This window comes from Pseudomonas saudimassiliensis (assembly GCF_000939975.1).
Taxonomy (GTDB): domain Bacteria; phylum Pseudomonadota; class Gammaproteobacteria; order Pseudomonadales; family Pseudomonadaceae; genus Halopseudomonas; species Halopseudomonas saudimassiliensis.
In genome coordinates this window covers 1843262-1865712 of the sequence record NZ_LK391969.1, presented here as the reverse complement: position 1 = coordinate 1865712, position 22451 = coordinate 1843262, and the positions used below count along the sequence as shown (strand labels likewise).

Annotated in this window: 21 protein-coding genes; 7 read left to right on the top strand and 14 right to left on the bottom strand. The window is 64.1% G+C overall.

Going from position 1 to position 22451, the window contains the following annotated elements; translation table 11 throughout:
* Entirely contained in the window at nt 1-774 is a 774-nt protein-coding gene (locus VG99_RS08620; protein ID WP_044499387.1) for an SDR family NAD(P)-dependent oxidoreductase, read from the bottom strand.
* 214 nt (nt 775-988) lie between these two features.
* On the opposite strand from VG99_RS08620, the gene VG99_RS08615 reads away from it, so the two are divergent.
* Entirely contained in the window at nt 989-2746 is a 1758-nt protein-coding gene (locus tag VG99_RS08615; RefSeq protein ID WP_204216703.1) for a SulP family inorganic anion transporter, read from the top strand.
* Between the two features lie 22 nt (nt 2747-2768).
* Here the strand turns inward: VG99_RS08615 and VG99_RS08610 are convergent, their stop codons facing one another.
* The 4 genes from VG99_RS08610 to VG99_RS08595 form a co-directional block, all read right to left on the bottom strand.
* Entirely contained in the window at nt 2769-3407 is a 639-nt protein-coding gene (locus tag VG99_RS08610; RefSeq protein WP_044499386.1) for a cytochrome b/b6 domain-containing protein, read from the bottom strand.
* 89 nt (nt 3408-3496) lie between these two features.
* On the bottom strand, nt 3497-3853 hold the full coding sequence (locus VG99_RS08605; protein WP_044499385.1) for a YajD family HNH nuclease: 357 nt from the start codon (nt 3851-3853) through the stop codon (nt 3497-3499).
* 161 nt (nt 3854-4014) lie between these two features.
* A complete protein-coding gene (locus VG99_RS15750; protein WP_044499384.1) occupies nt 4015-4179 on the bottom strand; it encodes a DUF1328 domain-containing protein in 165 nt (54 codons plus the stop codon).
* A 58-nt stretch (nt 4180-4237) separates the two neighbouring features.
* The gene (locus VG99_RS08595; protein WP_044499383.1) at nt 4238-5083 is read right to left on the bottom strand and encodes a BON domain-containing protein; all 846 of its coding nucleotides are present in this window, start codon (nt 5081-5083) and stop codon (nt 4238-4240) included.
* A gap of 220 nt (nt 5084-5303) precedes the next feature.
* Between VG99_RS08595 and algB the strand changes: the two genes are divergently transcribed.
* The 3 genes from algB to VG99_RS08580 all read left to right on the top strand — a co-directional run bounded on the left by algB (nt 5304) and on the right by VG99_RS08580 (nt 9048).
* The gene (gene algB / locus VG99_RS08590; RefSeq protein ID WP_044499382.1) at nt 5304-6650 is read left to right on the top strand and encodes a sigma-54-dependent response regulator transcription factor AlgB; all 1347 of its coding nucleotides are present in this window, start codon (nt 5304-5306) and stop codon (nt 6648-6650) included.
* On the top strand, nt 6647-8425 hold the full coding sequence (locus VG99_RS08585; protein ID WP_044499381.1) for an ATP-binding protein: 1779 nt from the start codon (nt 6647-6649) through the stop codon (nt 8423-8425). Before algB ends, VG99_RS08585 begins: the two co-directional genes overlap by 4 nt.
* A 68-nt stretch (nt 8426-8493) precedes the next feature.
* Complete coding sequence (locus VG99_RS08580) at nt 8494-9048, top strand: DUF4136 domain-containing protein (RefSeq protein ID WP_044499380.1); 555 nt, start codon at nt 8494-8496, stop codon at nt 9046-9048.
* A 3-nt stretch (nt 9049-9051) separates the two neighbouring features.
* On the opposite strand, the gene VG99_RS08575 is transcribed toward VG99_RS08580, so the two are convergent.
* Nucleotides 9052-9600, bottom strand: coding sequence for a cupin domain-containing protein (locus VG99_RS08575; protein ID WP_044499379.1), 549 nt, complete (start codon nt 9598-9600; stop codon nt 9052-9054).
* A 95-nt stretch (nt 9601-9695) separates the two neighbouring features.
* Nucleotides 9696-10766, bottom strand: a complete 1071-nt coding sequence (gene alr / locus VG99_RS08570; protein ID WP_044499378.1) for an alanine racemase — start codon at nt 10764-10766, stop codon at nt 9696-9698.
* 195 nt (nt 10767-10961) lie between these two features.
* Between alr and VG99_RS08565 the strand changes: the two genes are divergently transcribed.
* Nucleotides 10962-12269 carry an NAD(P)/FAD-dependent oxidoreductase gene (locus VG99_RS08565; protein WP_044499377.1) on the top strand — a complete coding sequence of 436 codons (1308 nt, stop codon included), beginning with the start codon at nt 10962-10964 and terminating at the stop codon, nt 12267-12269.
* A gap of 158 nt (nt 12270-12427) precedes the next feature.
* Here the strand turns inward: VG99_RS08565 and VG99_RS08560 are convergent, their stop codons facing one another.
* From VG99_RS08560 to VG99_RS08535, 6 genes are all read right to left on the bottom strand, one after another.
* Entirely contained in the window at nt 12428-13762 is a 1335-nt protein-coding gene (locus VG99_RS08560; protein WP_044499376.1) for a ribonuclease J, read from the bottom strand.
* Between the two features lie 43 nt (nt 13763-13805).
* A complete protein-coding gene (locus VG99_RS08555) occupies nt 13806-15035 on the bottom strand; it encodes a nucleoside recognition domain-containing protein (RefSeq protein WP_044499375.1) in 1230 nt (409 codons plus the stop codon).
* 16 nt (nt 15036-15051) lie between these two features.
* On the bottom strand, nt 15052-15909 hold the full coding sequence (locus tag VG99_RS08550; RefSeq protein WP_044499374.1) for an N-acetylmuramoyl-L-alanine amidase: 858 nt from the start codon (nt 15907-15909) through the stop codon (nt 15052-15054).
* A complete protein-coding gene (locus VG99_RS08545; RefSeq protein WP_044499373.1) occupies nt 15909-16787 on the bottom strand; it encodes an endonuclease/exonuclease/phosphatase family protein in 879 nt (292 codons plus the stop codon). Before VG99_RS08545 ends, VG99_RS08550 begins: the two co-directional genes overlap by 1 nt.
* Before the next feature lie 14 nt (nt 16788-16801).
* Nucleotides 16802-17428: a thiol:disulfide interchange protein DsbA/DsbL gene (locus tag VG99_RS08540; protein ID WP_044499372.1), complete on the bottom strand. Its 627-nt coding sequence runs from the start codon at nt 17426-17428 to the stop codon at nt 16802-16804.
* A 159-nt stretch (nt 17429-17587) separates the two neighbouring features.
* Entirely contained in the window at nt 17588-18196 is a 609-nt protein-coding gene (locus VG99_RS08535) for a c-type cytochrome (protein ID WP_044499371.1), read from the bottom strand.
* A gap of 272 nt (nt 18197-18468) precedes the next feature.
* On the opposite strand from VG99_RS08535, the gene yihA reads away from it, so the two are divergent.
* Nucleotides 18469-19128, top strand: a complete 660-nt coding sequence (gene yihA, locus VG99_RS08530) for a ribosome biogenesis GTP-binding protein YihA/YsxC (protein ID WP_044499370.1) — start codon at nt 18469-18471, stop codon at nt 19126-19128.
* A gap of 214 nt (nt 19129-19342) precedes the next feature.
* On the opposite strand, the gene polA is transcribed toward yihA, so the two are convergent.
* Nucleotides 19343-22087 carry a DNA polymerase I gene (polA, locus tag VG99_RS08525; protein WP_044499369.1) on the bottom strand — a complete coding sequence of 915 codons (2745 nt, stop codon included), beginning with the start codon at nt 22085-22087 and terminating at the stop codon, nt 19343-19345.
* Between the two features lie 75 nt (nt 22088-22162).
* Between polA and VG99_RS08520 the strand changes: the two genes are divergently transcribed.
* Complete coding sequence (locus VG99_RS08520) at nt 22163-22450, top strand: DUF2782 domain-containing protein (RefSeq protein WP_044499368.1); 288 nt, start codon at nt 22163-22165, stop codon at nt 22448-22450.
* The last annotated feature ends 1 nt before the right edge of the window (nt 22451 follow it).

Sequence of the window (22451 nt, the reverse complement as noted above, 5' to 3'; positions counted from 1 at the left end):
TCAGAGGCTGTTGCTCAGGTGCCCGCCATCGACATTGATGGTGGTGCCAGTGATGAACGAGCCCGCCTCGCTGGCCAGCAACAGCAGTGGGCCTGACAATTCCTCCAGCTGACCGAGCCGGCGCATGGGTACCTTGCTGCGGATATACTCCCGGCCCTGCTCCGTCGCGAAGTAATCCCCGTTCATGTCGGTACGGAAATACCCCGGGGCGATGGCATTGACGCGGATATTGTTGCGCGCCAGCTCCAGCGCCATGGCCTTGGTCAGCTGCACCACACCCGCCTTGGCTACCGCGTAATGGCTCAGCGCCGTGCCTACCCGCAGGCCGAGGATGGATGCAATATTGATCAGGCTGCCGCCGCGCTGCGCCTTGGCCATGGCCAGACTGGCGCGGTGGGCGACGCGCCAGACGCCGTCCAGGTTAGTGTCCATCATGCTGCGCCAGTTGCCCTCGGTCATGTTGAGGAACATGACCGGGTCGGCGATGCCAGCATTGTTGACGACGATGTCCATCACCTGCCAATGCTGTTCGGCCTGATCAAAGCCGCGATCGACGCTGTCTGCATCGGTGACATCCATGGGCACCGCCAGGGCCTCATGCCCCTGCGCCTGTAGCGCGGCCACCAGCGCCTCCAGCCGTTCGACCCGCCGCGCGGTGACCACCACCCGGGCGCCAGCCTCGGCCAGCACCCAGGCAAAGTGCGCCCCCAGACCACTGGATGCGCCGGTTATCAGGGCGGTTTTGCCCGTGAGATCGAAGCGTTGCTGGTTCATGTCATCCCTCCCGATTGAATTGTTATGCACTGAGTATCGAGGATCTGTCGGGTGAGCTCCAGCCCCTCGCTCACCTGGCGCCCGGTGCGCTGCCTGCCGGCGGACGCTACACTGTCGCCAGACGGCGCCACGGCGCGCGATCAGTCGAGCGGGAGACAGCGGTGGACGTAAAGCAGGTTACAGGATCAAGCGGCGGGTATCGGGAGGTGCTGGTGTGAGGCAGGATAATCCGCGGCTGCAACCTCCCGGCGGCGAGGAGCTGCTGGCCTGGGCGCGGCACTACCGCCTGGCCTGGCTCAGCGGTGACCTCGTTGCCGGGGTAGTTACCGCCATCATGATCATCCCCCAGAGCATGGCCTACGCCATGCTGGCCGGCCTGCCCGTGCAGATCGGTCTCTATGCCAGTCTGTTGCCGCTGCTGGGTTACGCCCTGTTCGGCACCAGCATGAGCATGTCGGTCGGTCCCGTGGCGGTTACCGCGCTGATGACCGCCGCCCTGCTGTCCCCCCTGGCCACGGTCGGCAGCGAGCATTATTACCAGTTGGCGATCTGGCTGGCGCTGTTGTCCGGCGCCATGCTGTTCGTACTGGGACTGCTGCGCATGGGCTTTCTGGCCAACTTCCTCAGTCACCCGGTGATCAGCGGTTTCATCAGTGGCGCCTCGATTCTCATCATGCTCAGCCAATTGCCGCACCTGCTCGGCCTGGCCAGTCTGCCGACCTCACCGGCGCAGCTGCTGGCGGTATGGCAGCCGGTCAACGGCCTGGTGCTGGCCATGGGGCTGACGGCGCTGGCGGCATTGCTCTATGCGCGCAGCCGACTCGCCGGGCATCTGCAGCAATTGGGCGTCGGTGCCAACGCCGCGCGGTTGCTGGCGCGGCTGGCACCCATCCTGGTGGTGCTGCTCGGGTTGCTGGTGACCATCGCCTGGGATCTGGGCGCCCGCGGTGTGCCCGTGGTGGGCAGCCTGCCGGCCGGGCTGCCTGCGCTGGTCTGGTCGACACCGGATTTTTCCACCCTGCGCGCCCTGCTGCTGCCGGCCGCCCTGATCAGCCTGGTCAGCTTCGTCGAGAGCGTATCGATCGCCCAGTCGCTGGCCCGGCGCAAGCGGCAGAGCATCAACCCCGATCGGGAACTGCTGGCCCTCGGTGCCGCCAACCTGGGTTCGGCGGTAACCGGCGGCTTCGCCGTCTGTGGCGGCTTCTCCCGTTCGGGGGTGAATGTCGAGGCGGGTGCCAACACGCCCCTGGCGGGGGTGGTATCGGCGCTGGTGATCGGCCTGATCCTGCTGACCATTGCCCCGCTGTTCGCCTGGCTACCCCTGGTGGTATTGGCGGTGGTCATCCTGGTGGCGGTGGTACCGCTGATCGATATTGCCAGCCTGCGGCGGGCCTGGCGTTATGATCGGCGCGAGGGCCTGACCCTGATCTGCACGGCCGCCGGGGTACTGCTGCTGGGCATAGAGGAAGGCATAGTGCTAGGCGTCGGCCTGTCCATCGTCACCCAGCTGTGGCGCGGCAGCCGGCCCCATGTGGCGGTGGTCGGCCGGGTGCCGGGCACCCATTACTTTCGTAATACCCAGCGGCACTTGGTGGAAACCGAGCCGCAGCTGCTGGCGATCCGCATCGACGAGAACATCTTCTTCGCCAATACCAAGGCCATCGAGCGCGCCATCCTCCAGGCCCTGCGCGATTACCCCGACACCCGGGAACTGCTGCTCATCCTGTCGGCGGTCAACCACATCGACAGCACCGGCCTGGACATGCTGGACGAGCTCAGCCTCGGGCTGCGCGAACGGGATATCCATATCCATCTGGCCGAAGTAAAAGGCCCGGTGATGGATCGGCTGGAACAGACCGACTGGATCAAGGAGCAGGTCACCGAGCTGTTCCCCAGCACCCATATCGCCTTCAACACCCTGCGCGACCGCAAGCGCCCGCTGCCCGATGCGCAGCCGGAGCCGGCCGGCTAAGCAGCCACCGCCCCGAAAGCGGTCAAAGCCAGCTGCCGTTGGCCGCCCAGACCACGGCTGCCGTGACCAGCAGCGCCCCGATCAGCGCTGCCGGACCGCCGCCCCGGGGCTGTGGGGTGGGTTCCGTTACCTCCGCCTGGCCATGGATCATCGGCCCGAGCAAATGCCTGCCGCGCAGGCGGTAGGCGATGATCGCCAGCAGATGCAGCCCCACCAGCAGGTATAGCCAGAGTTCGGTCTGGCGATGCCAACTGCTCAGGGTATTGACCATGCGGTAGGACAGGGCAGCGGACAGCGGACCGCTGAAGGCAATCTCGTCGCTGGCAAACAGGCCGCTGAATGCCTGGAAGGCGAATAGACCGAGCAGGGCATAGACCGACAGCGCCCCCAGCGGGTTATGCCCCACCCCGCGCCATTGCCCCCGCCAATAACGGGCGATCGCCGCTGGGGTCGGCACGAAGCTGGCGAACCGGGCGTGGGTCGAGCCCACCACGCCCCAGACCAAACGGAAAGTGATCAGGCCCACCACCGCCAGGCCAAAGCGGCTGTGCCATACCATCCAGTCGCCGTCGAGGTTGATGGTGACCAGCGCACCGGTTACTGCCAACACCAGCAACCAGTGAAATAGCCGCAAGGGCAGATCCCAGACTGTAATCCGCACGGAATAAAGCTCCTCTTGGAAAAGCCGGTAAGGCTAAACCCGGGAGCAAGACGGGGCAAGGGCAGGACAGGGGTTATCGACCAGCCGGTTCAACCGCTGTCGCCGCGCCCCTTCAGCAGGTCAGCAAGCCCGGCCAGTGCCTTGTGCTTGGCGACATCGGTCTGGGGGCTGCTGGTGGACGCGGCACTGAAATACTGCTGGTCCGTATAACGGGAATGCTCGTTGTCATGGCAATACAGGCACAGCAACTCCCAATTGGAGCCATCCTCGGGATTGTTGTCGTGGTTGTGATCGCGGTGATGCACCGTCAGTTCGCTGATACGTTTGCCGCTGAACTCCCGGGCGCAACGGCCACAGACCCAGGGGTACATCTTCAGCGCCTTCTCGCGATAGCTTTCCTCCAGCTGTCGCCGACTGCGCTGTGTCACCGATCCAGTTCCCGCCATGCTGATCCCCTCGCCTGCCGCTCGAATGCGGCATATGCAGGCAGCATAGCGCTGGCGCCTGGAGCTGTCACTGAGGGAGCGGCGGCCTGCTTCACCGCCTCGCCAACGCAAACCGGCCACAACAATGTGGCCGGCCGAGTTCTGCGCGTTACGGTTGTGACCTACAGCTTGGGACGTCGCCCCATGATGAAGGACACAATGAAGAGCACCAGGAAGACCACGAACAGAATCTTGGCGATCCCAGTGGCGGTGCCGGCGATACCACCGAAGCCCAGTACGGCAGCGATGATGGCGATGATCAGGAACGTAATAGCCCAACTTAACATGGCAATTCTCCTCAATTGATTGAAAAGCGCTGTGGCGCGTCAATTACCCTGACGCTATTCAGCCTTCATTCCCGACCCGCAGTGAGTCGGCTTTCACGCCTTGCACGCCGCGGATGTTTTCCGCGATTTCAGTAGCCAGATCCTTCTCGGCTTGCGTGTCCACCCGGCCGCCCAGGGTCACCTGACCGCCTTTGGTGTCGACAGAAATATCCAGGCCATCCAGGCTGCTGTTGAAGACGAAGCTGGATTTCACCTTGCTGGTGATCCAGGCATCGCTGATGGCAGCACCCGCCTCGTCAGCCTTGTCACGGGCCTTGTTGGCGGCACCCGCTTCACCATTGACCTTCAGTTCGTTGTTTACCTCGCGTACACCTTCGGTATTACGCGCCAGCCGCTCGGCCAGTTCGCGGGCCTCGTCGGTATTGGCACTGCCCTTGAGGGTGACAACACCATTGTTGGTATCAACATTGATGTTCAGCCCTTCTGTGTTGCGATTCCACAACAACTTGGACTTTACCGTGGCGGTGGTGGTGGCATCGTTGAAGCGATTGGAGAAGTCGCGGTCCCGATCGTTACTGCGGTCGGCGGCTTCACCTTCGACCTTGAGCTGGTTATCTACTTCACGTACGCCTTCGACACCCAGGGCCACCTGCTCGGCCAGATCCCGTTCAACATCCGATTCGACCTCACCGGTCAGGACGGCGACGCCGTTCTCGATCTCCACGTCGATGCTGAAGGGGCTGAGGTGACGGTTCAGGGCAAAGGCGGTCCAGACGGAGCCTTCCTGCCGTGCTTCGGTGAGTTGACGACTCATGTCGCCGTCTTCTGCATGGACGGCAACCGGGGTCATGGCGATAACGCCCAGTGTGGCGGTAGCGATGGCGAGCTTCTTCAATGTATGCATGATGCGGACTTTCCTCTGTAGCAGCTTATTAGCCGTTCCCCTTAGCTATTGCACTCCCCGTGCCAGCTTTGTACCAACCCGTGTTTTCCTATGAATCAATGACTTAGGTAAAGCTACAGGTTTGCGCACCGTGCGACTTGCAGGATGGTCCCCTGAATAGCCGTGCAACTTGCATGACGCCACGGTGACTAATGCTGCAGAGACATCAACGGAGCGGGTCATGGACACCACCAGTGAAAACGAAGGTCGCATTCTGCTGATTGATGACGAGCCGGCCATCTTGCGGACTTTTCGTTATTGTCTCGAAGATGAGGGCTATGGCGTGGCGACGGCCAGCAACGGCGAACAGGCCCAGCTGTTGGTACAGAGTGAGGTGTTCGACCTGTGCTTCCTCGATCTACGCCTAGGCGCCGAGGATGGCCTGGACGTGCTGGCCCGCCTGCGGGTGCTGGCGCCGTGGATGCGGGTGGTCATCGTCACCGCCCACTCGGCGATCGATACCGCAGTCAATGCCATGCAGGCCGGTGCTGCGGATTACCTGGTCAAGCCCTGCAGCCCGGATCAGCTGCGGGTGGCCGCCGCCCGGCAACTGGAAACCAGCCGCATGGCCGCCCGCCTGCAGGCACTGGAGCAGGCTACGGCCACCACTGGCGCCGACCTCGATTCCCACTGCCCGGGCATGCGCGCGGTACTGGACACAGCCCGGCAGGTCGCCGACACCGATGCCAATATCCTGATTCTCGGTGAGTCGGGCACCGGCAAGGGCGAGCTGGCCCGGGCGATCCACGGCTGGAGCAAGCGCCACAAGCACGATTGCGTGACGGTCAATTGCCCATCATTGAATGCCGAGCTGATGGAGAGCGAACTGTTCGGGCATGCCCGCGGGGCCTTTACCGGTGCCACGGAAAATACCCTGGGGCGGGTCAGCCAGGCCGATGGCGGCACGCTGTTTCTGGATGAGATCGGCGACTTCCCGCTGACCCTGCAGCCCAAGCTGCTGCGCTTTATCCAGGACCGGGAATACGAGCGAGTGGGCGAGCCCCAAACCCGGCATGCCGATGTTCGCATCCTGTCGGCCACCAATCGGGATCTGAACGATATGGTCAAGCAAGGGCTGTTCCGCGAAGACCTGCTGTATCGCCTCAATGTCATCACCCTGACGCTGCCGCCACTGCGCGAGCGTATCGAGGACATTCCCGACCTGGCCGAACGCTTCCTGGCCCGCTTCGTCAGCGACTACGCCCGTCCCGCCCGCGGTTTCACCGAGGCGGCCATGGCGGCGCTGCAGCAGCATCCCTGGCCGGGCAATATCCGCGAGTTGCGCAACATGATCGAGCGCGCCAGCATCATCTGTACCGAGGAACAGGTCGACCTGGTGCACCTGGGCTTCGAACGCCCGACGCTGGACAGCGTGCCCCGGGCCGGCGCTGAATTGAGCTTGGAGGAGCTGGAACGGGCCCACATCACCGCCGTGGTCAGCAAGAGCGAGACCCTCGACCAGGCCGCGCGCATCCTCGGCATCGATGCCTCCACCCTCTATCGCAAGCGCAAGCAGCTCGGCCTGTGAAACTGCGCAGCCGGCTTTTCCTCAGCAATGGCGCGCTCCTCACGGTAGCGCTGATCGGTCTACTGCTGGGCATCTTCAGCGTGCTGCACCTGACCCGCGCGCAGAACCAGGCGATGACCAGCAGCCTGCTGAGTATCGAGGCAGCCATGGGCCTCAGCCAGGAGCTGAATAGCCAACTGGCCCTGCTGCTGGCAGAGGAGGTCGATCTTGAGGCGCTACGGGCGGCCGACATGCGTTTCGACGCCCTGCTGGACCAGGCCCGGCGCGCAGCCCGGGAGGCCGTGGACCGAGAGGCCCTGGAGCAGCTGACCGACGCCTACGCCGCCTTCGAGACACTGCTGGCCGAACCCTTGACCGTGCGCGGACAGATGCTGGGCAGTGCAGAGTTCCGCAAGTATTTCAGCGCCACCCACGAGCGCCTCGATGGCATGCTGAAACATCACCTGCAGCAACTGAGTGCCGGCGAACAACACGCCCGCGAGCGCGCCTGGCTGATCGCCGGGCTGCTGGGGCTGGTCGGCGCAGCAGTATTGGTACTGGGGTTGATCACCGCCCACAGCATTGCCGAACGTTTCGGCCGGCCGATCGAGGCACTGGCCCACGCCGCGAACCTGATCGGCAAGGGCGATTTTCGCGTCACCCTGCCGGTCACCTCGGTGGCCGAACTGGCGACCCTGAGCCGTCGCTTCGGCCTGATGGCGGCGGCGCTGCAGCAGTTTCGCAACAGTGATGTGGAAGCCTTGATGGCAGAACAGCGCCGGCTGCAGGCGGTACTCGACAGCATTGATGATGGCCTGCTGATCTTCGATCGCAGCGGGCGACTGGAGCATTTCAACCCGGTCGCCGGTCGCCAGCTGGGCTGTGACGTCCGCCAACTGGGCCTGCGCGCCAGCGAGGCGCTGCAGCGGCCGGAGTTGGACGAACAGCTGTGGCAGGTGGCCCGCGGCGGTGATTGCACCGGCGTGCTGGGCGACTTGCAGGTGCAGGTGCATGACGAGTCGCGCCTGCTGACCTACAGCATTACCCCGGTCCGCCATCCGGGGGGGCGGCTGCTGGGCATGGTGATGGTGCTGCACGATGTCACCGAGCAACGCGCCTTCGAGCGGATCCGCAGCGAATTCGTCCTGCGCGCTTCCCATGAACTGCGTACCCCGGTGGCCGGCATGCATATGGCCTTCGCCCTGCTGCTGGAGCGGCTGCAGTTTTCGCCCGAATCCCGGGAAGGCGATCTGCTGCGTACCGTGGATGAGGAAATGCACCGGCTGGTGCGGCTGATCAGCGAGCTGCTGGATTTCTCCCGCTACCAGAATGGGCTGCAGACGCTCGAGCGCAGCCCCTGCGATATCGCCGAGTTACTGACCCGGGCGCGCGAGCGCTTTATCGGCCAGGCCGAAGAGAAGGACCTGACGCTGACCGTGGAGCACCCGACCGACCTCCCCCAGGCGCAACTCGACCGGTTGCAGATCGAACGGGTGCTGGACAATTTGCTGGCCAATGCCATCCGCCATAGCCATCCCGGCGGTACCGTTCGGCTGGCGGCGGGACGCCAGGACGACTACCTGCTGCTGGCGGTCGAGGACGATGGCGAGGGTGTGCCCTATGGTCAGCAGACCCGGATCTTCGAGCCCTTTGTGCAGATCGGCGCCAGTCGCGGCGGCGCCGGCCTGGGACTGGCCCTGTGCCGGGAAATCGTCCAGCTGCACGGCGGCCAGATCATCCTGCAGTCCCATCCGGGCCGCGGCGCCCGCTTCCAGATGCTGCTGCCCCTGGTGTAGGCTGGCAGAACCATCACCTGCCCGTACAGTCAGATTTCATACACCCAACCGATGCAGCCGAGGTTCCCATGTTCCGTTCATTGCTGCTGCTGTCGCTGTTGATGCTGGGGGCCTGCCAGGCCACCGGCCCCCGTGCCGATTACGACCTGAGCCGGGACTTCAGCCAATACCAGACCTGGCGCTGGGCCACCCCACCCGTCAGCTATGCCCCCACCAACGACCCACGCCTGGCCAGTGACCTCACCAGCCAGCGCGTGCTTGAAGCGGTTGCCGCGCAACTGGACGTGCGCGGCCTGCGCCCGGCCGAGCCCACCAGCGCCGCAGATCTTGAGGTGCGCGCCTCGGTGGTGATGGAAACCCGCCGGGACAATATCACCACCCATTATGGTGGCGGTTGGGGCTATTGGGGTCCCTACTGGGGCGGGCCGGGATACAGCCAGACCCGCACCGTGGACTATCAGGTCATGACCCTGCAGATCGACCTGCTGGATGCCGACGATGGGCGGCTGGTGTGGCGCGGCAGCGACAGCCAGACCGTCCGCGACCGTCAGTCGCCGCTGGAGCGCACCCAGGAAATGCACGAACGGGCGGCCAAGGTACTGAGTACCTATCCGCCGAATTGAAGCTCAGAAGTTCGCTGGCGTGGTGGCGCTGATCAGCACGCAGGGTTCATCGAAGGGATTATTGAAACGGTGGGGCTGGCTGCTCTCGAAGTAGTAGCTGTCGCCGGTGTCCAGCACATGCACTTCGGCGCCTACCGTCAGCTCCAGGCGGCCCTGCACCACGATGCCGGCTTCCTCGCCCTGGTGGCTGAGCATGTCCGGGCCGGTATCGGCCGCGGGGGGATAGATTTCACGCAGGAACGACAGCGTGCGGTCGGGATGATCCTTGCCCACCAGTTGCATGATCACCTCGTTGCTGCCGATATCCAGCAGCTCGTCGGTGCGATAGATCACCTTGCGCGGCTGGTCGGCGGAGGCTTCCACGGCGAAGAACTCCACCAGCGACATGGGGATACCCGCCAGCACCTTCTTCAGGGAACTGACCGAGGGGCTGACGCTGTTCTTCTCGATCATCGAGATGGTGCTGTTGGTGACGCCGGCGCGTTTGGCCAGCTCGCGCTGGGACAGGCCCTTGAGTTTGCGGATGGTTTTCAGTCGGGCACCAACATCCAAGGTCGGGATCCTCAGGGCAATACAGATAGGTCAGATGGAGCGCATGATTGCACGGCTGTGCAGTATTTTCAACGCCAGCCCCCGGCGCGCTCCGCTCAACCCCGGTAGTGCCGTGGTACCCGGTTCAGGTTGCAGAATAACTGGTAGGAGATGGTTCCGGCGCACTGGGCCACCTCGCCGGCATCCAGCCCCTCGCCCCACAGCCGCACATGGCTGCCCAGGCCACTGGCGGGCAGATCGGTCAGGTCCACGGTAAGCATATCCATGGATACCCGACCGCTGATGCAGGTGCGCTGGCCATCCACCAGCACCGGCGTGCCATCAGGGGCGTGCCGCGGATAGCCATCGGCGTAGCCCATGGCGACCACCCCGATGCGGCTCGGGCGCTGGGTAACGAAGCGTGAACCATAGCCGATCGGTTCACCAGCGGCGATGTCATGCACCGCGATCACCCGGGAATCGAGTTGCATCACCGGGCGCAGCTGCGCCGCCTGCTCCTGGGCAAAACCGAAGGGGCTGGAGCCGTACAGCATGATGCCCGGCCGCACCCAATCGCCGTAGGCGCTGGGCCAGGCCAGCACGCCGGCGGAATTGCTCAGGCTGCACGGACCTTCGAGCCCGGCGGTAGCTTGCATGAAGGTCTCCAGCTGCTGCTCGGTGCGACCGGTTTCCGGCTCATCGGCGCGGGCGAAATGGGTGATCTTGGTCAGGCTGGCGACCTTGCCGCTGGCCTGCAGTTCGCGCCAGACCTGCGGATACTCGGCAACGGAGAACCCGGTCCGGTGCATGCCACTGTCCAACTTCAGCCATGCATTCAGCGGCTGGCGCAGGTTGGCCACGCGTAGATCGGCCACCTGACCGTGGTGGTGAATCACCGGCCACAGGTCATGCTGGCAGATCAGCTCGAGCTCGGCCGGCTCGAACCAGCCCTCGAGCAGGACAATGGGTTGGCGGTGGCCTGCAGCCCGCAGTACCAGCGCCTCCTCGATAGCCGACACCGCGAAGCCGTCGGCCTCCTCACCCAGCGCCGCCGCGCACTCCACGGCGCCGTGACCGTAGGCATTGGCCTTGACCACGGCCAGGGCGCGGCAGCCGGTCAGACTCTTGGCCAGACGGTAATTGTGGCGCAGGGCCGATAGATCGATCAAAGCATGGGCTGGGCGCATGGCAGGTCCACAGGCAAGAAACGGATAAGGATAGTGGGCATCGGCGGGAGATCGCCGGCGGGAAGAATACCAAATTATCTCGAGCAGTGCCCCAGACGCCGCCGAACGCACCGCCGGCCGCTTGCGCGGACTTCTGCACCGGACCAAATGCCGTTATCCTGCCGGTCTGTATTCCGCTGTATCCACGGAGCACCCATGTCACGCCACGCCATCCATGCCGCCGATTATCCGCCGTCCTGGTACGCCGCCACCCGCCATCCCGACCTCGGCCTGCCCACGCTGGAGGGCGAAGAGCAGGCGGATGTCTGCATCGTGGGCGGCGGTTTCACCGGCCTCAATACCGCCATCGAACTGGCCAAACGGGGGCTGTCGGTGGTGCTGCTGGAAGCGCGGCAGATTGGCTGGGGCGCCAGCGGGCGCAACGGTGGGCAACTGATCCGCGGCGTCGGCCATGATCTCGACCAGTTTGCCGGGGTGATCGGTGCGCAGGGCGTCCGGGATCTGAAGCTGCTGGGTATCGAAGCCGTGGAGATCGTCCGCGAGCGGATCGCCGAGTTCGACATTGACTGCGATCTTGCCTGGGGCTATTGCGACCTGGCGAACAAGCCGCGGCACCTGGATGCCTTCCGCGCCGACCGCGACGAACTGCTGGCACTGGGTTACCGGCACGCATTGACCCTTGTCGAGCCGGACCAGATGCGCAGCGTGGTGGGCTCGGACCGCTATGTCGGCGGGCTGATCGACATGGGCTCCGGCCATCTGCATCCACTCAACCTGGCCCTGGGCGAAGCCGCTGCGGCCCGCGCCCTGGGGGTGCGCCTGTATGAGAACTCCGCTGCGACCGCCATCGACCAGGGTACGACCATCACTGTGCATACGGCCCGCGGGCGGGTGCGTGCCGGGCAGCTGATGCTGGGCTGCAATGCCTATCACAGTGGGCTCGAACGTCGCCTCGGCAGCCAGGTCATTGCTGCTGGCAGCTACCTGATCGCCACCGAACCGCTGCCGGCGGAGCTGGCGGCCGAACTGATTCCGCAGAATATGGCCCTGTGTGACCAGCGGGTGGCGCTGGATTACTACCGCCTCTCCGCCGACCGGCGCTTGCTGTTCGGTGGCGCCTGCCATTACTCCGGGCGCGATCCGGCGGATGTTGCGGCCTATATGCGGCCCAAGATGCTGGCCGTGTTTCCGCAGCTGGCGGATGTGCGCATCGACTACCAGTGGGGCGGCATGATCGGCATCGGCGCCAATCGCCTGCCGCAGATTGGCCGCCTGCCCGACCAGCCCAACGTCTTCTACGCCCAGGCCTACTCCGGCCACGGCCTCAACGCCACCCACCTGGCGGCCCGCATCCTCGGCGAAGCCATGACTGGCCAGGCCAGCCGCGGCTTCGACCTGTTCAGCCAGGTGCCGCATATGGCGTTTCCCGGGGGCAAGCGGTTCCGCTCGCCGCTGCTGGCGCTGGGGATGTTATGGCAGAAGCTTAAGCAGGGAGAGTTTTAGGTCAGCCTGGTTTTCGCTTTAGGATTACTGGGGCTGCGTGATTGGAAGGCTCCCCCTCTCCCCAGCCCTCTCCCGCGAGGGGAGAGGGGGCAGACTGCATTTTGCTCAAGTTATGATAGCCGGAGGGCACAGCCTAACTCCCTCTCCCCTCGTGCGCCCTAACGCCCCACCTCCACCAACCCCCATGGCAGCTCCGCCACCCGGGCCGGCTGCCCGCTCAGATCGATCAGATCCCCATTGGCCGGCACCAGCCCACCGATCCCCAGGCTGCGGGCGAACGCCATGTGCGCCTGCTGATGATAAGGCTCACCATGCACCGGCAGCAGGTAGCGCGGTCGCAGCCAGCCATAGAGCTGGCGCAGGTCCTCCTGGGGCGGGTGGCCGGAGGCGTGGATGGGCGCCATATCGTCATCGATGATATGCACCCCTTGGCGCAGCAGGTGCTGCTTGATGTGTGCCAGCGCCTCCTCGTTGCCGGGAATCAGGCGGGAGGAGAAGATCACAGTATCACCGGGTTCCAGCGTCAGTTGCGGGTGATTGCCCGCCGCCAGCCGGCCCAGCGCGGCCGCCGGTTCGCCCTGGCTGCCGGTACAGATCCACAGTTGCTGATTAGGTGGCAAAAAGCCCAGCTCCCAGGGCCCGATGAAACCGGGGCGGGAGCGTAGATAACCGTGGGCCCGTCCGAAGCTGTGCATGCTGACCAGGCTGCGGCCCAACAGCCCGGCATAGCGCCCGCTGTCGAAGGCAATCTCGGCCAGGCTGTGCAAGCGCGCCAGGTTGCTGGCAAAACAGGTAACGACGACCCGCTGGGTGCAGGGCCGGATGACATCCGACAGCCCGTCCTGCACCGCCGCTTCCGAGCGGCTGGCGCCACTGCCTGGGGCGTTGGTCGAATCCCCGATCAGCACATCCACGCCCGCCCGGCCGATCGCCCGCAGCCGCCCTTCCGCCGTCAGCTCGCCCACCAGCGGTTGGGGATCGAGCTTCCAGTCGCCGCTGTGATAGATACGTTTGCCCGCCACCTGGAGCAGGATGCCATGGGACTCGGGAATCGAATGGGTGACCGGGATCCACTCGGCCTGGAAGGCACCCAGCCCAACCGGCTCCAGCGGCCGGATCTCGCGCAGCGGCGGCCATTCCAGGTTCTGCGCCAACTTGTTGCGGATCAGCCGGGCGGTAAAGGGGCTGGCGTACAGCGGGCAGTCCAGTTGACGCCACAGATGGGGTATCGCGCCAATGTGGTCTTCGTGACCGTGGGTGATCAGCAGTGCGCTGAGCTTGATGTCGTACTTTTCCAGCGCTTCGAGGGTCGGCACGGCCACCCGGTTTTCCCCGCTGGGCGTGGACTCCAGGGCAAAGCCGCAGTCGATGGCGATCCACTCGCCGCCGGACCCATACAGGTACAGATTGGCCCCGAACATCCCGGCACCACCCAGGGCGACGAAAAACGGGCCGGGCTGGCGGTGCAGTTGATCAAAACGCGGTGCGGGCATGCGGCCTCCAGACAGGGGTTCCCCTACAGCTTAGCAGGGCCCCTCAGCCGAAGAACCAGTAACACACCCCGATGGCCGTGAGCATCCCTGCCAGGTCAGCGACCAGCGCGCAGCCCAGACCGTGGCGGATGCGGGTGATGCCCACCGCGCCGAAGTACACCGCAAGCACGTAGAAGGTCGTTTCCGTGCTGCCCTGGAAGGTGGCTGCCAGCAGCGCCGGGAAGCTGTCGACGCCAAAGGTATCCATGGTCTCGATCATCATTGCCCGGGCGCCACTCCCCGACAGGGGCTTCATGAAGGCGGTGGGCAAGGCATCGATAAAGCGGGTGTCCCAGCCGAATCCGTCAGCCAGCCAGCGCACGCCTTCGAGTCCGGCGTCGAGCACGCCGCTGGCGCGCAATGCGCCGATCGCCACCAGCATGGCAATCAGGTAGGGCAGCAGGGAGATGGTAAAGCTGAAGCCTTCCTTGGCCCCTTCAATGAAGGTGTCGTATACCTTGACCTTGCGCAGCGCCGCCACGCCCAGAAACAGGATGATGATGCCAAACAGGGTCAGGTTACCCACCAGCGAGGAGGTAGCCGCCAATGCCTGGGCGGACATGCCGGCCAGGGTGGTCAATAGCAGCCCCAGTGCGGCGGCGCCCGCCAACAGGTAGGCCAGCACCACCGGGTCGTGCAGGCGCAGACGCTGCATGACCGCCACGGTCAACAGGCCGACCAGGCTGGAGACGGTGGTAGCCAGCAGGATCGGCAGGAACACCAGGGTGGGGTCAGTCGCTCCCTGCTGGGCGCGGTACATGAAGATGGTCACCGGCAGCAGCGTCAGCGACGAGCTGTTGAGCACCAGGAACAGGATCTGGGCGTTGGTCGCGGTGTCCTTCTGCGGGTTGAGTTCCTGTAGCGAGTGCATGGCCTTGATGCCGATCGGCGTGGCGGCGTTATCCAGCCCGAGGATATTGGCGGCGAAATTCATGCTGATGTGTCCCAGCGCGGGATGGCCGCTGGGCACCTCGGGCATCAACCGGCGGAACAGCGGATCCAGCACGCGGGCCAGCAGGCGGATCAGCCCGGCCTTCTCGGCAATTGCCAGGAACCCCAGCCACAGGGTCATGGTGCCCACCAGCACCAGGATGATCTCGACACTGAGCCGAGCCATGTCGAACAGGGCCGCTACCAGCCGGCTGAATACTTCGCTGTCGCCTACCCCGAGCCATTGCCAGAGGGCCGCCAGAAAGGCCGCCAGAAAGAAGCTCAGCCAGATTCCATTGAGCATGGGTAAACAGATCCTTCTAGGGCAGGTCGATGGCTGGCTCGGCCAGGTGGGTGAAACGGTCGATCTCGGCAACGCTGTCAGGCACCAGCGCAGCGAGGATGGCGGCGGTTTCCGCATCGGGCTGGCCATCATACCGCGCGGGACGGAAGCGCATCTGGAAGGCGGCGATGACATTGCGGGTGGCATCGGTCTGCCCGGGCTGTCGCGCGAGGCTGTAACCAAAGCGCTCCAGGGCCATCTCGAACCAGGCCAGCGGCGGCGTCTGGCCAGCCAGCAAATGCTGGTAATGCGCTATGCGCGCCGGGTCAGGCCAGATGGCCACGCCCGCCTCGGCCAACTGCTGCCAGGGGAACAGCGGCCCCGGGTCGAGCTTGCGTTGCGGGGCGATATCACTATGACCGATCACCCGCTCCGGCGGCAGGCCGTGGCGCTGCAGGATGTCCTTGAGCAGCGGAATCAGCTTGTCGATCTGCTTCCGATCCCAGGGGTACCAGTGCCGCCCCTGGGGCGTATCGCGGTAGCCGGGATGGACGATCTCGATGCCGATGGAGCTGGCGTTCAACCAGGTACGCCCCTGCCAGCTGCTATCCCCGGCATGCCAGGCGCGGCGGTTCTCGTCTACCAGCCGGTAGATGGTCGGCGGGTTCACATCGATCAGGTAATGGCTGCTCACCTCGCCCAGGGTCAGGGTGTTGATGGCCCGGGCGGAGTCGGAGGAAGTGTAATGCAGGATCACGTACTGGACGCGGCTGTCCTGGCCCCGGGCGCTGAGGCTGGTGTCGATCACCAGCCCCCGGCTGCACCCGGTAAGGAGGATCCCCAGCAGCAACAGCCCGGACAGCCCCCGGAGCAGGCACGACAACCGCCCGGACATTATTTGGTCACGGGCGTGGGCAGGCTGCACATGCTGGGTGGCAGGCGGATATGCATGGAGACCGGCAGGTGATCAGAGATCGGCTGCGGCAACACGTCCACCTGCTCGATGTTCAGGCTCGGGCTGAGCAGGATGTGATCCAGCACCCGGGCCGGCTTCCAACTGGGATAGGTGCCCGGCAGCGTGGCGGTATGCAGGTTGCTGCCGCGCAGCGGTGAATGTTCCAGTAGATCTTCGGCATGGGTGTTCATGTCACCCATCAGCACCACATGGCTGTGGTCGGCGATGCGCTCACGGATATAGGCCAGCTGGTTGGCGCGGGTGCGGGTGCTCAGGGCCAGGTGCATCATCACCACCAGCAGGCTGTCCGGCCCCTGGCCGAAACTGGTCAGGATCGCGCCCCGCCCCGGCAACATGCCCGGCAACTTGTGATCTTCCAGCAGATTCGGTTGGTAGCGGCTGAGAAAGCCGTTGGAATGTTGGGCGAAGCGGCCCAGGTTACGGTTGAGCTGCTGATACCAGAAGGGGAACTGGCTTTCCCGGGCCAGGTGTTCCACCTGGTTGACGAACCCCGAGCGCAGGCTGCCGCCGTCCACTTCCTGCAAGGCGACCACATCGAAATCATGGAGCAACTGGGCGATCTGGCCGAGGGTCTGCTGGCGCCGCGCGTGGGGCAGCACATGCTGCCAGCCCCGGGTCAGGTAGTGATGGTAACGCTGGGTGTTGATGCCCACCTGGATATTGAAACTGAGCAACCGCAGCACATCGGGCAGCGGCTGCTCGGGGTCACAGGCCCAGTTCGGGTTGGTCTGCAGACAGGCGGGCGCCATGGAGCCCTGAGTGACGCGCCGCCATGGAATGTTACCCGTTGCGATCATTAAAGCGTCCTTGGTCAGGAACGTTCCTGATCCACCAGATATTCTGCGATTTTGAGCATCTCTTCGAAGCTGCCGGCCATGCCGCCTTCGATGCGATACTTGCCGTTGACGATCAGTGTCGGTACGCCCGAGGCGCGATAGGCCTTGGCCAGGCGTTTGGCCTGGTTCACCTTGAGGCTTACCCCGGCGGACGACCAGGTCTTGCGGAATTCATCTTCGTCGATGCCATATTGGCTCAGCAGCTTGACCATGGCGTCGGTATCAGCCAGGCGGTTGCCCTGGTTGTGGATCGCCTGGAACACTGCTGCGTGGGCTTCGCCCAACTGGTTCATGCTCTCCAGAGTGTAGAACAGCTGGCCGTGGGTATCCCAGGCACCGCCGAAGAACGCCGGAACCGGGCGGAAATGCACGTCTTCCGGCAGGGTCTTTTTCCACTCGCCGATGATCGGCTCGAAGGTGAAGCAGTGACCGCAGCCATACCAGAACAGCTCCGCCACTTCGATCTTGTCCGGCTCCTGGGTCGGCGCCGCCGCGGGCAGTTCGACGTAATGCACACCGGCCTGGTAGCGGGTTTCCTGGGCTTGCACCATCGCCAGGCTGCCCAGCAGCCACACCAGTCCAACAGTCAACAACTTGCGCATGTATCTCTCCAGATAGGTTCTGTCATTCAGGCCATCATGATGGCAAAAAGGTTCCCCGGTGCGCTATCCCGCGGACCGGTCGGGTTTCCTACAGTCGCAAAAAAGGGCAGCCGCAGCCACCCTTTTTTCATCACCAGCTGTTGCGGTGTAAAACCGGAATCAACGCAGGCCCTGGATATAGTTCGAGACGGCCTCGATATCCTTGTTGCTCAGGCGCGATGCGATGGTCTGCATGATCATGGCATCGCCATCATTGACCCGATTGCCCTCACGGAAATCGGTCAGCTGCTTGGCGGTATAGGCGGCGTGCTGACCAGCCAGCTGCGGGTAGGCAGCCGGGTCGTTGCCCTGGCCAGTCGGCGAATGGCAACCGGTGCAGGCCGGCAGGCCGGTTTCCAGGTCGCCACCACGGTAGATGGCTTCACCACGGGCGGCCAGCTCCGGGTCGGCAGCACCGCCCACCGGGGTCTGGGTCGCGTAATAGGCCGCAGTGTCGGCCAGGTCCTGCTCGCTCATGTTGGCGACGATGCCGGTCATTTCCGGAACCACGCGTACGCCTTCCTTGATGTCGATCAGTTGCTTGAGCAGGTAGCGCTCGCCCTGACCCGCCAGCTTGGGCCAGTTCGGCATCATGCTGTTGCCATCATTGCCGTGACAGGCTGCACAGACGGCTACCTTGCCCTTACCGGCTTCGGCATCACCCTGCAGCGCATGGGCCGAACCGGCCACACCGAGGGATAACACCAGACTTACAAGTAATTTATTCATCGGCTAATCCAATTACGGCTAAAAGAAAAATCAGGTCTGACCTGCGTCCGGTCTCGATGACCGCGTTATATGCAGACAGCCTCGATGCCTGGCGACGGTAATAGGCCGGCTCGAACAAGCGCTCATGCTAGCTGCCCCTCGGAAGCAGTGCAATGGCCATACTGTCGCAGTGCCCGTCACGATATTAAACCGCAGCATTATATACTAAGCTAGCCGCTGACGTGAATGCATAGCGGGTCGGCAACGACCCTACCACCCAGACCGGAAATTCCATGCCCTCAGCCACACCCCTCGCCATCCTCTGCCAACAAGCCAGCTTCATCAAGAGCGCCAGCCAGGCAGACCAGTGTCCACCGGACCAGGGCTATGAAGTTGCCTTTGCCGGCCGTTCCAATGCCGGCAAGTCCAGCGCCCTGAATACCCTTACCCATGCGCGCCTGGCCCGGACTTCCAAGACCCCCGGGCGCACCCAGTTGATCAACTTCTTCGCCCTGGATGACAGCCACCGCCTGGTGGATCTACCCGGTTACGGCTACGCCAAGGTGCCCCTGGAGCTGAAGGAACACTGGAAGAAGCACCTGGATGACTACCTCACCCAGCGCGACTCGCTGGCCGGGATCGTCCTGGTCATGGATATCCGCCACCCGCTGTCGGCCTTCGATCGCATGATGCTCGATTGGGCCAACGTCACCGGCCTGCCCGCCCATATCCTGCTGAGCAAGACGGACAAGCTGTCCTTCGGCGCGGCCAAGGGCGTGCTGCTCAAGGTACAGAATACGGTGCGCAAGGAGTTCGGCAATCGCGCCAGCGTGCAGCTGTTCTCCTCGCCCAAACGCCAGGGCATCGACGAGGCCCACGCGGTGCTGGAAAGCTGGCTGTATCCCGCCGACGAGCCGGAACACGAAGCGGATCACCCGGAAAGCGCCGAATAGCATGCAAAAAAAAACCCCGAACATCTATGGGGAGGGGAGGTTCGGGGTTTAACAACCGGGCTGTGCTAGGAAAGGGATGCCCGGTATTCTGCCAACACTAAATCACATCTAAGGAGCATGAAGGGCTTGACTGGCCATTCATAGGTTCTGACCGGGTGGTTTCCGATTAAGTTCCAGTGTCTGCAAAAAACTTTTGCCGAAGGGGGCCGGGCGCTCAGTGCGCCTCGTCCCAGTTGTCGCCGACACCCACTTCCACCAGCAGCGGTACATCCAACTGGGCCGCCGCGCTCATCCGCTCGCAGAGGCCGGCGCTGACCTGCTCGACCAGCTCCTCGCGCACTTCGAGCACCAGTTCGTCATGCACCTGCATGACCACCCGGGCATCCAGCCCGGACTCGGTCAACCACTGGTCAACGGTCACCATGGCGCGCTTGATGATGTCCGCCGCGGTGCCCTGCATCGGGGCGTTGATCGCGGTGCGCTCGGCGCCCTTGCGCATGGCCTGGTTCTTGGAGTGGATCTCCGGCAGGTACAGGCGGCGACCGAACAGGGTCTCGACAAAGCCTTTCTCCGCTGCCTGGGCGCGGGTGTCTTCCATATAGCGCAACACACCCGGGTAGCGGGTGAAGTAACGGTCGATATAGGCCTGGGATTGCTTGCGGTCCACCCCTATCTGCTTGGCCAGGCCGAAGGCGCTCATGCCGTAGATCAGTCCGAAGTTGATCGCCTTGGCGCTGCGCCGCTGGTCATTGCTGACCTCGTCCAGGGCCACGCCGAAGACTTCCGCCGCCGTGGCGCGGTGCACGTCCAGGCCCTTCTGGAAGGCGTCCAGCAGGCCTTCGTCCTGGGCCAGATGGGCCATGATCCGCAGTTCGATCTGGGAATAGTCGGCGGCCATGATCTTGTAGCCGGACGGTGCGATGAACGCCTGGCGGATACGCCGCCCCTCGGCACTGCGGATCGGAATGTTCTGCAGGTTCGGATCCGAGGAGGACAGCCGGCCGGTGGCCGTGACCGCCTGGTGATAACTGGTGTGGATGCGCCCGGTGCGGGGGTTGATCTGCTCCGGCAGACGATCGGTATAGGTGCTCTTGAGCTTGCTCACGGTGCGGTACTGCATGATCACCTGGGGCAATTCGTAGCCCTGCTCCGCCAGCTCGGCGAGCACCGATTCGGCGGTCGAGGGCTGGCCCTTGGCAGTCTTGGAGATGACCGGCAATCCCTGCTTTTCATAGAGAATGGCGCACAACTGTTTGGGCGAGCCCAGGTTGAACTCCTCCCCGGCGAGCTCATAGGCCTGGCGTTCCAGGGCCGTCATCTTGTCGCCCAGCTCCCGGCTCTGGATGCCCAGCAGCTTGGCATCGACCAGCGCACCGCTGCGCTCGATCCGCGCCAGCACCGGCACCAGCGGCATCTCGATCTGCTCCAGCACCTTGGCCAGGGAGGTGATGCCCTGCAGCTTCTGCCACAGCATCTGATGCAGGCGCAGGGTCAGGTCGGCATCCTCGGCGGCGTAGGGTCCGGCCTGTTCCAGGGCGATCTGGTCGAAAGTCAGCTGCTTGGCGCCCTTGCCCGCGATATCTTCAAACCGCACCGTGCCCAGCCCCAGGTACTTGAGCGCCAGGCTGTCCAGGTCGTGACGGGTGGCGGTCGAGTCCAGCACATAGGATTCGAGCATGGTATCGAAGGCAATGCCGCGCACCTCGATACCGTAGTGGGCCAGCACGTTCATGTCGTACTTGGCATGCTGGGCGACCTTGGCCTTGTGCGGGTCCTCCAGCAGGGGCTTGAGCGCGGCCAGTACCTGATCCCGGTCGAGCTGCTGGGGCACGCCCATATAGCTGTGCGCCACCGGCACATAGGCCGCTTCGTGGGGGCTGACCGCAAAGGACACCCCGACCAGTTCCGCCTGCTGGGCATGGATGCTGGTGGTTTCGGTATCGAAGGCGAACAGGGTGGCGTTCTGCAGCCGGTTGAGCCAGACGTCGAAGCGCTCCTGGTCGAGGATGGTCTCGTATTGGGGCGCCACGTCCGGGGTATGGCTGGGCGCTTCCACCGTGGTGCCGGCCGCCTTGGCTTCGCGCAGCAGATCATCCAGCCAGGCCTTGAATTCCAGGGTCCGGTACAGCTCGATCAGCGCCTCGCGGTTGGGCTCGGTGGGGTGCAGCGCGTCTACCCGCACGTCCAGTTCCACGTCCACCTTGATGGTCGCCAACTGATAGGACAGGTAGGCCATGTCCTTGTGTTCCAGCAACTTCTCCGGCAGCTTCTTGGCCCCGCGGATCGGCAGCTCGGGGATCTTGTCCAGGTTGGCATAGATCACGTCCATGCCGCCGCCAAGGCCAGTCAACAGGCCCAGCGCGGTCTTCTCACCGACCCCCGGCACGCCGGGGATGTTGTCCACCTTGTCGCCCATCAGCGCGAGGAAGTCGATAATCAGCTCGGGGCCAACGCCGAACTTCTCGCGTACACCGTCCGGGCCCATGACGGTACCGGTCATGGTGTTGACCAGGGTGATGTGCTCATCGACCAGCTGTGCCATGTCCTTGTCACCGGTGGAGATCACCACCGGGCAGCCCATGGCCGCGCTCTGCCGGGCGAGGGTGCCGATCACATCGTCGGCTTCGACGCCATCGACGCACAGCAGCGGCAAGCCCAGCGCCTTGACGCTGGCATGCAGGGGCTCGATCTGCCCGCGCAGGTCATCGGGCATGGGCGGGCGATGGGATTTGTAGTCCTCGAACAGGGCGTCGCGGAAGGTCGGCCCCTTGGCATCGAATACCACGGCAAAGGGGCTGTCCGGATACTGCTTGCGCAGGCTTCTGAGCATGTTGAGCACGCCCTTGACCGCGCCGGTGGGCTTGCCGGTGGACGTGGTCAGCGGCGGCAGCGCGTGGAAGGCCCGGTACAGATAGGAGGAGCCATCAACGAGAATCAGCGGGGCGATAGAATCAGTCATGCGTCAGATCAGCGTTTCCAGAAGAAAAAGGGCTAGAATGACCTTAACGTCATTCCACTAAAGGACAAGGTTAACATGACACGCATGATTGGCCGCGGGTTGGCTGCACTGACATTGATCGCCAGTTTCGCCGTAATGGCACAGGAACCGCCACTGACCGGCGAACCGGATGTGACCATTCGTCAGGAGGGCGACAAGACCATCGAGGAGTACCGCCTCAATGGCTTCCTCTACGCCATCAAGATCACCCCGAGCAAGGGTGCGCCCTACTTCCTGGTGGCGGTGGATGACGACGGTAATTTCACCCGCGCCGACAGCCCCAACGGCATGCGCATCCCCTCGTGGAAGATCTTCGAGTGGTAAG

Bases quoted from the DNA above. Each gene is read 5' to 3' on its own strand.
- VG99_RS08620 (WP_044499387.1), bottom strand. From the start codon at position 774: ATGAACCAGCAACGCTTCGATCTCACGGGCAAAACCGCCCTGATAACC.
- VG99_RS08605 (WP_044499385.1), bottom strand. From the start codon at position 3,853: ATGGCGGGAACTGGATCGGTGACACAGCGCAGTCGGCGACAGCTGGAG.
- VG99_RS15750 (WP_044499384.1), bottom strand. From the start codon at position 4,179: ATGTTAAGTTGGGCTATTACGTTCCTGATCATCGCCATCATCGCTGCC.
- VG99_RS08595 (WP_044499383.1), bottom strand. From the start codon at position 5,083: ATGCATACATTGAAGAAGCTCGCCATCGCTACCGCCACACTGGGCGTT.
- algB (WP_044499382.1), top strand. From the start codon at position 5,304: ATGGACACCACCAGTGAAAACGAAGGTCGCATTCTGCTGATTGATGAC.
- VG99_RS08580 (WP_044499380.1), top strand. From the start codon at position 8,494: ATGTTCCGTTCATTGCTGCTGCTGTCGCTGTTGATGCTGGGGGCCTGC.
- alr (WP_044499378.1), bottom strand. From the start codon at position 10,766: ATGCGCCCAGCCCATGCTTTGATCGATCTATCGGCCCTGCGCCACAAT.
- VG99_RS08565 (WP_044499377.1), top strand. From the start codon at position 10,962: ATGTCACGCCACGCCATCCATGCCGCCGATTATCCGCCGTCCTGGTAC.
- VG99_RS08560 (WP_044499376.1), bottom strand. From the start codon at position 13,762: ATGCCCGCACCGCGTTTTGATCAACTGCACCGCCAGCCCGGCCCGTTT.
- VG99_RS08555 (WP_044499375.1), bottom strand. From the start codon at position 15,035: ATGCTCAATGGAATCTGGCTGAGCTTCTTTCTGGCGGCCTTTCTGGCG.
- VG99_RS08550 (WP_044499374.1), bottom strand. From the start codon at position 15,909: ATGTCCGGGCGGTTGTCGTGCCTGCTCCGGGGGCTGTCCGGGCTGTTG.
- VG99_RS08545 (WP_044499373.1), bottom strand. From the start codon at position 16,787: ATGATCGCAACGGGTAACATTCCATGGCGGCGCGTCACTCAGGGCTCC.
- VG99_RS08540 (WP_044499372.1), bottom strand. From the start codon at position 17,428: ATGCGCAAGTTGTTGACTGTTGGACTGGTGTGGCTGCTGGGCAGCCTG.
- VG99_RS08535 (WP_044499371.1), bottom strand. From the start codon at position 18,196: ATGAATAAATTACTTGTAAGTCTGGTGTTATCCCTCGGTGTGGCCGGT.
- yihA (WP_044499370.1), top strand. From the start codon at position 18,469: ATGCCCTCAGCCACACCCCTCGCCATCCTCTGCCAACAAGCCAGCTTC.
- polA (WP_044499369.1), bottom strand. From the start codon at position 22,087: ATGACTGATTCTATCGCCCCGCTGATTCTCGTTGATGGCTCCTCCTAT.
- VG99_RS08520 (WP_044499368.1), top strand. From the start codon at position 22,163: ATGACACGCATGATTGGCCGCGGGTTGGCTGCACTGACATTGATCGCC.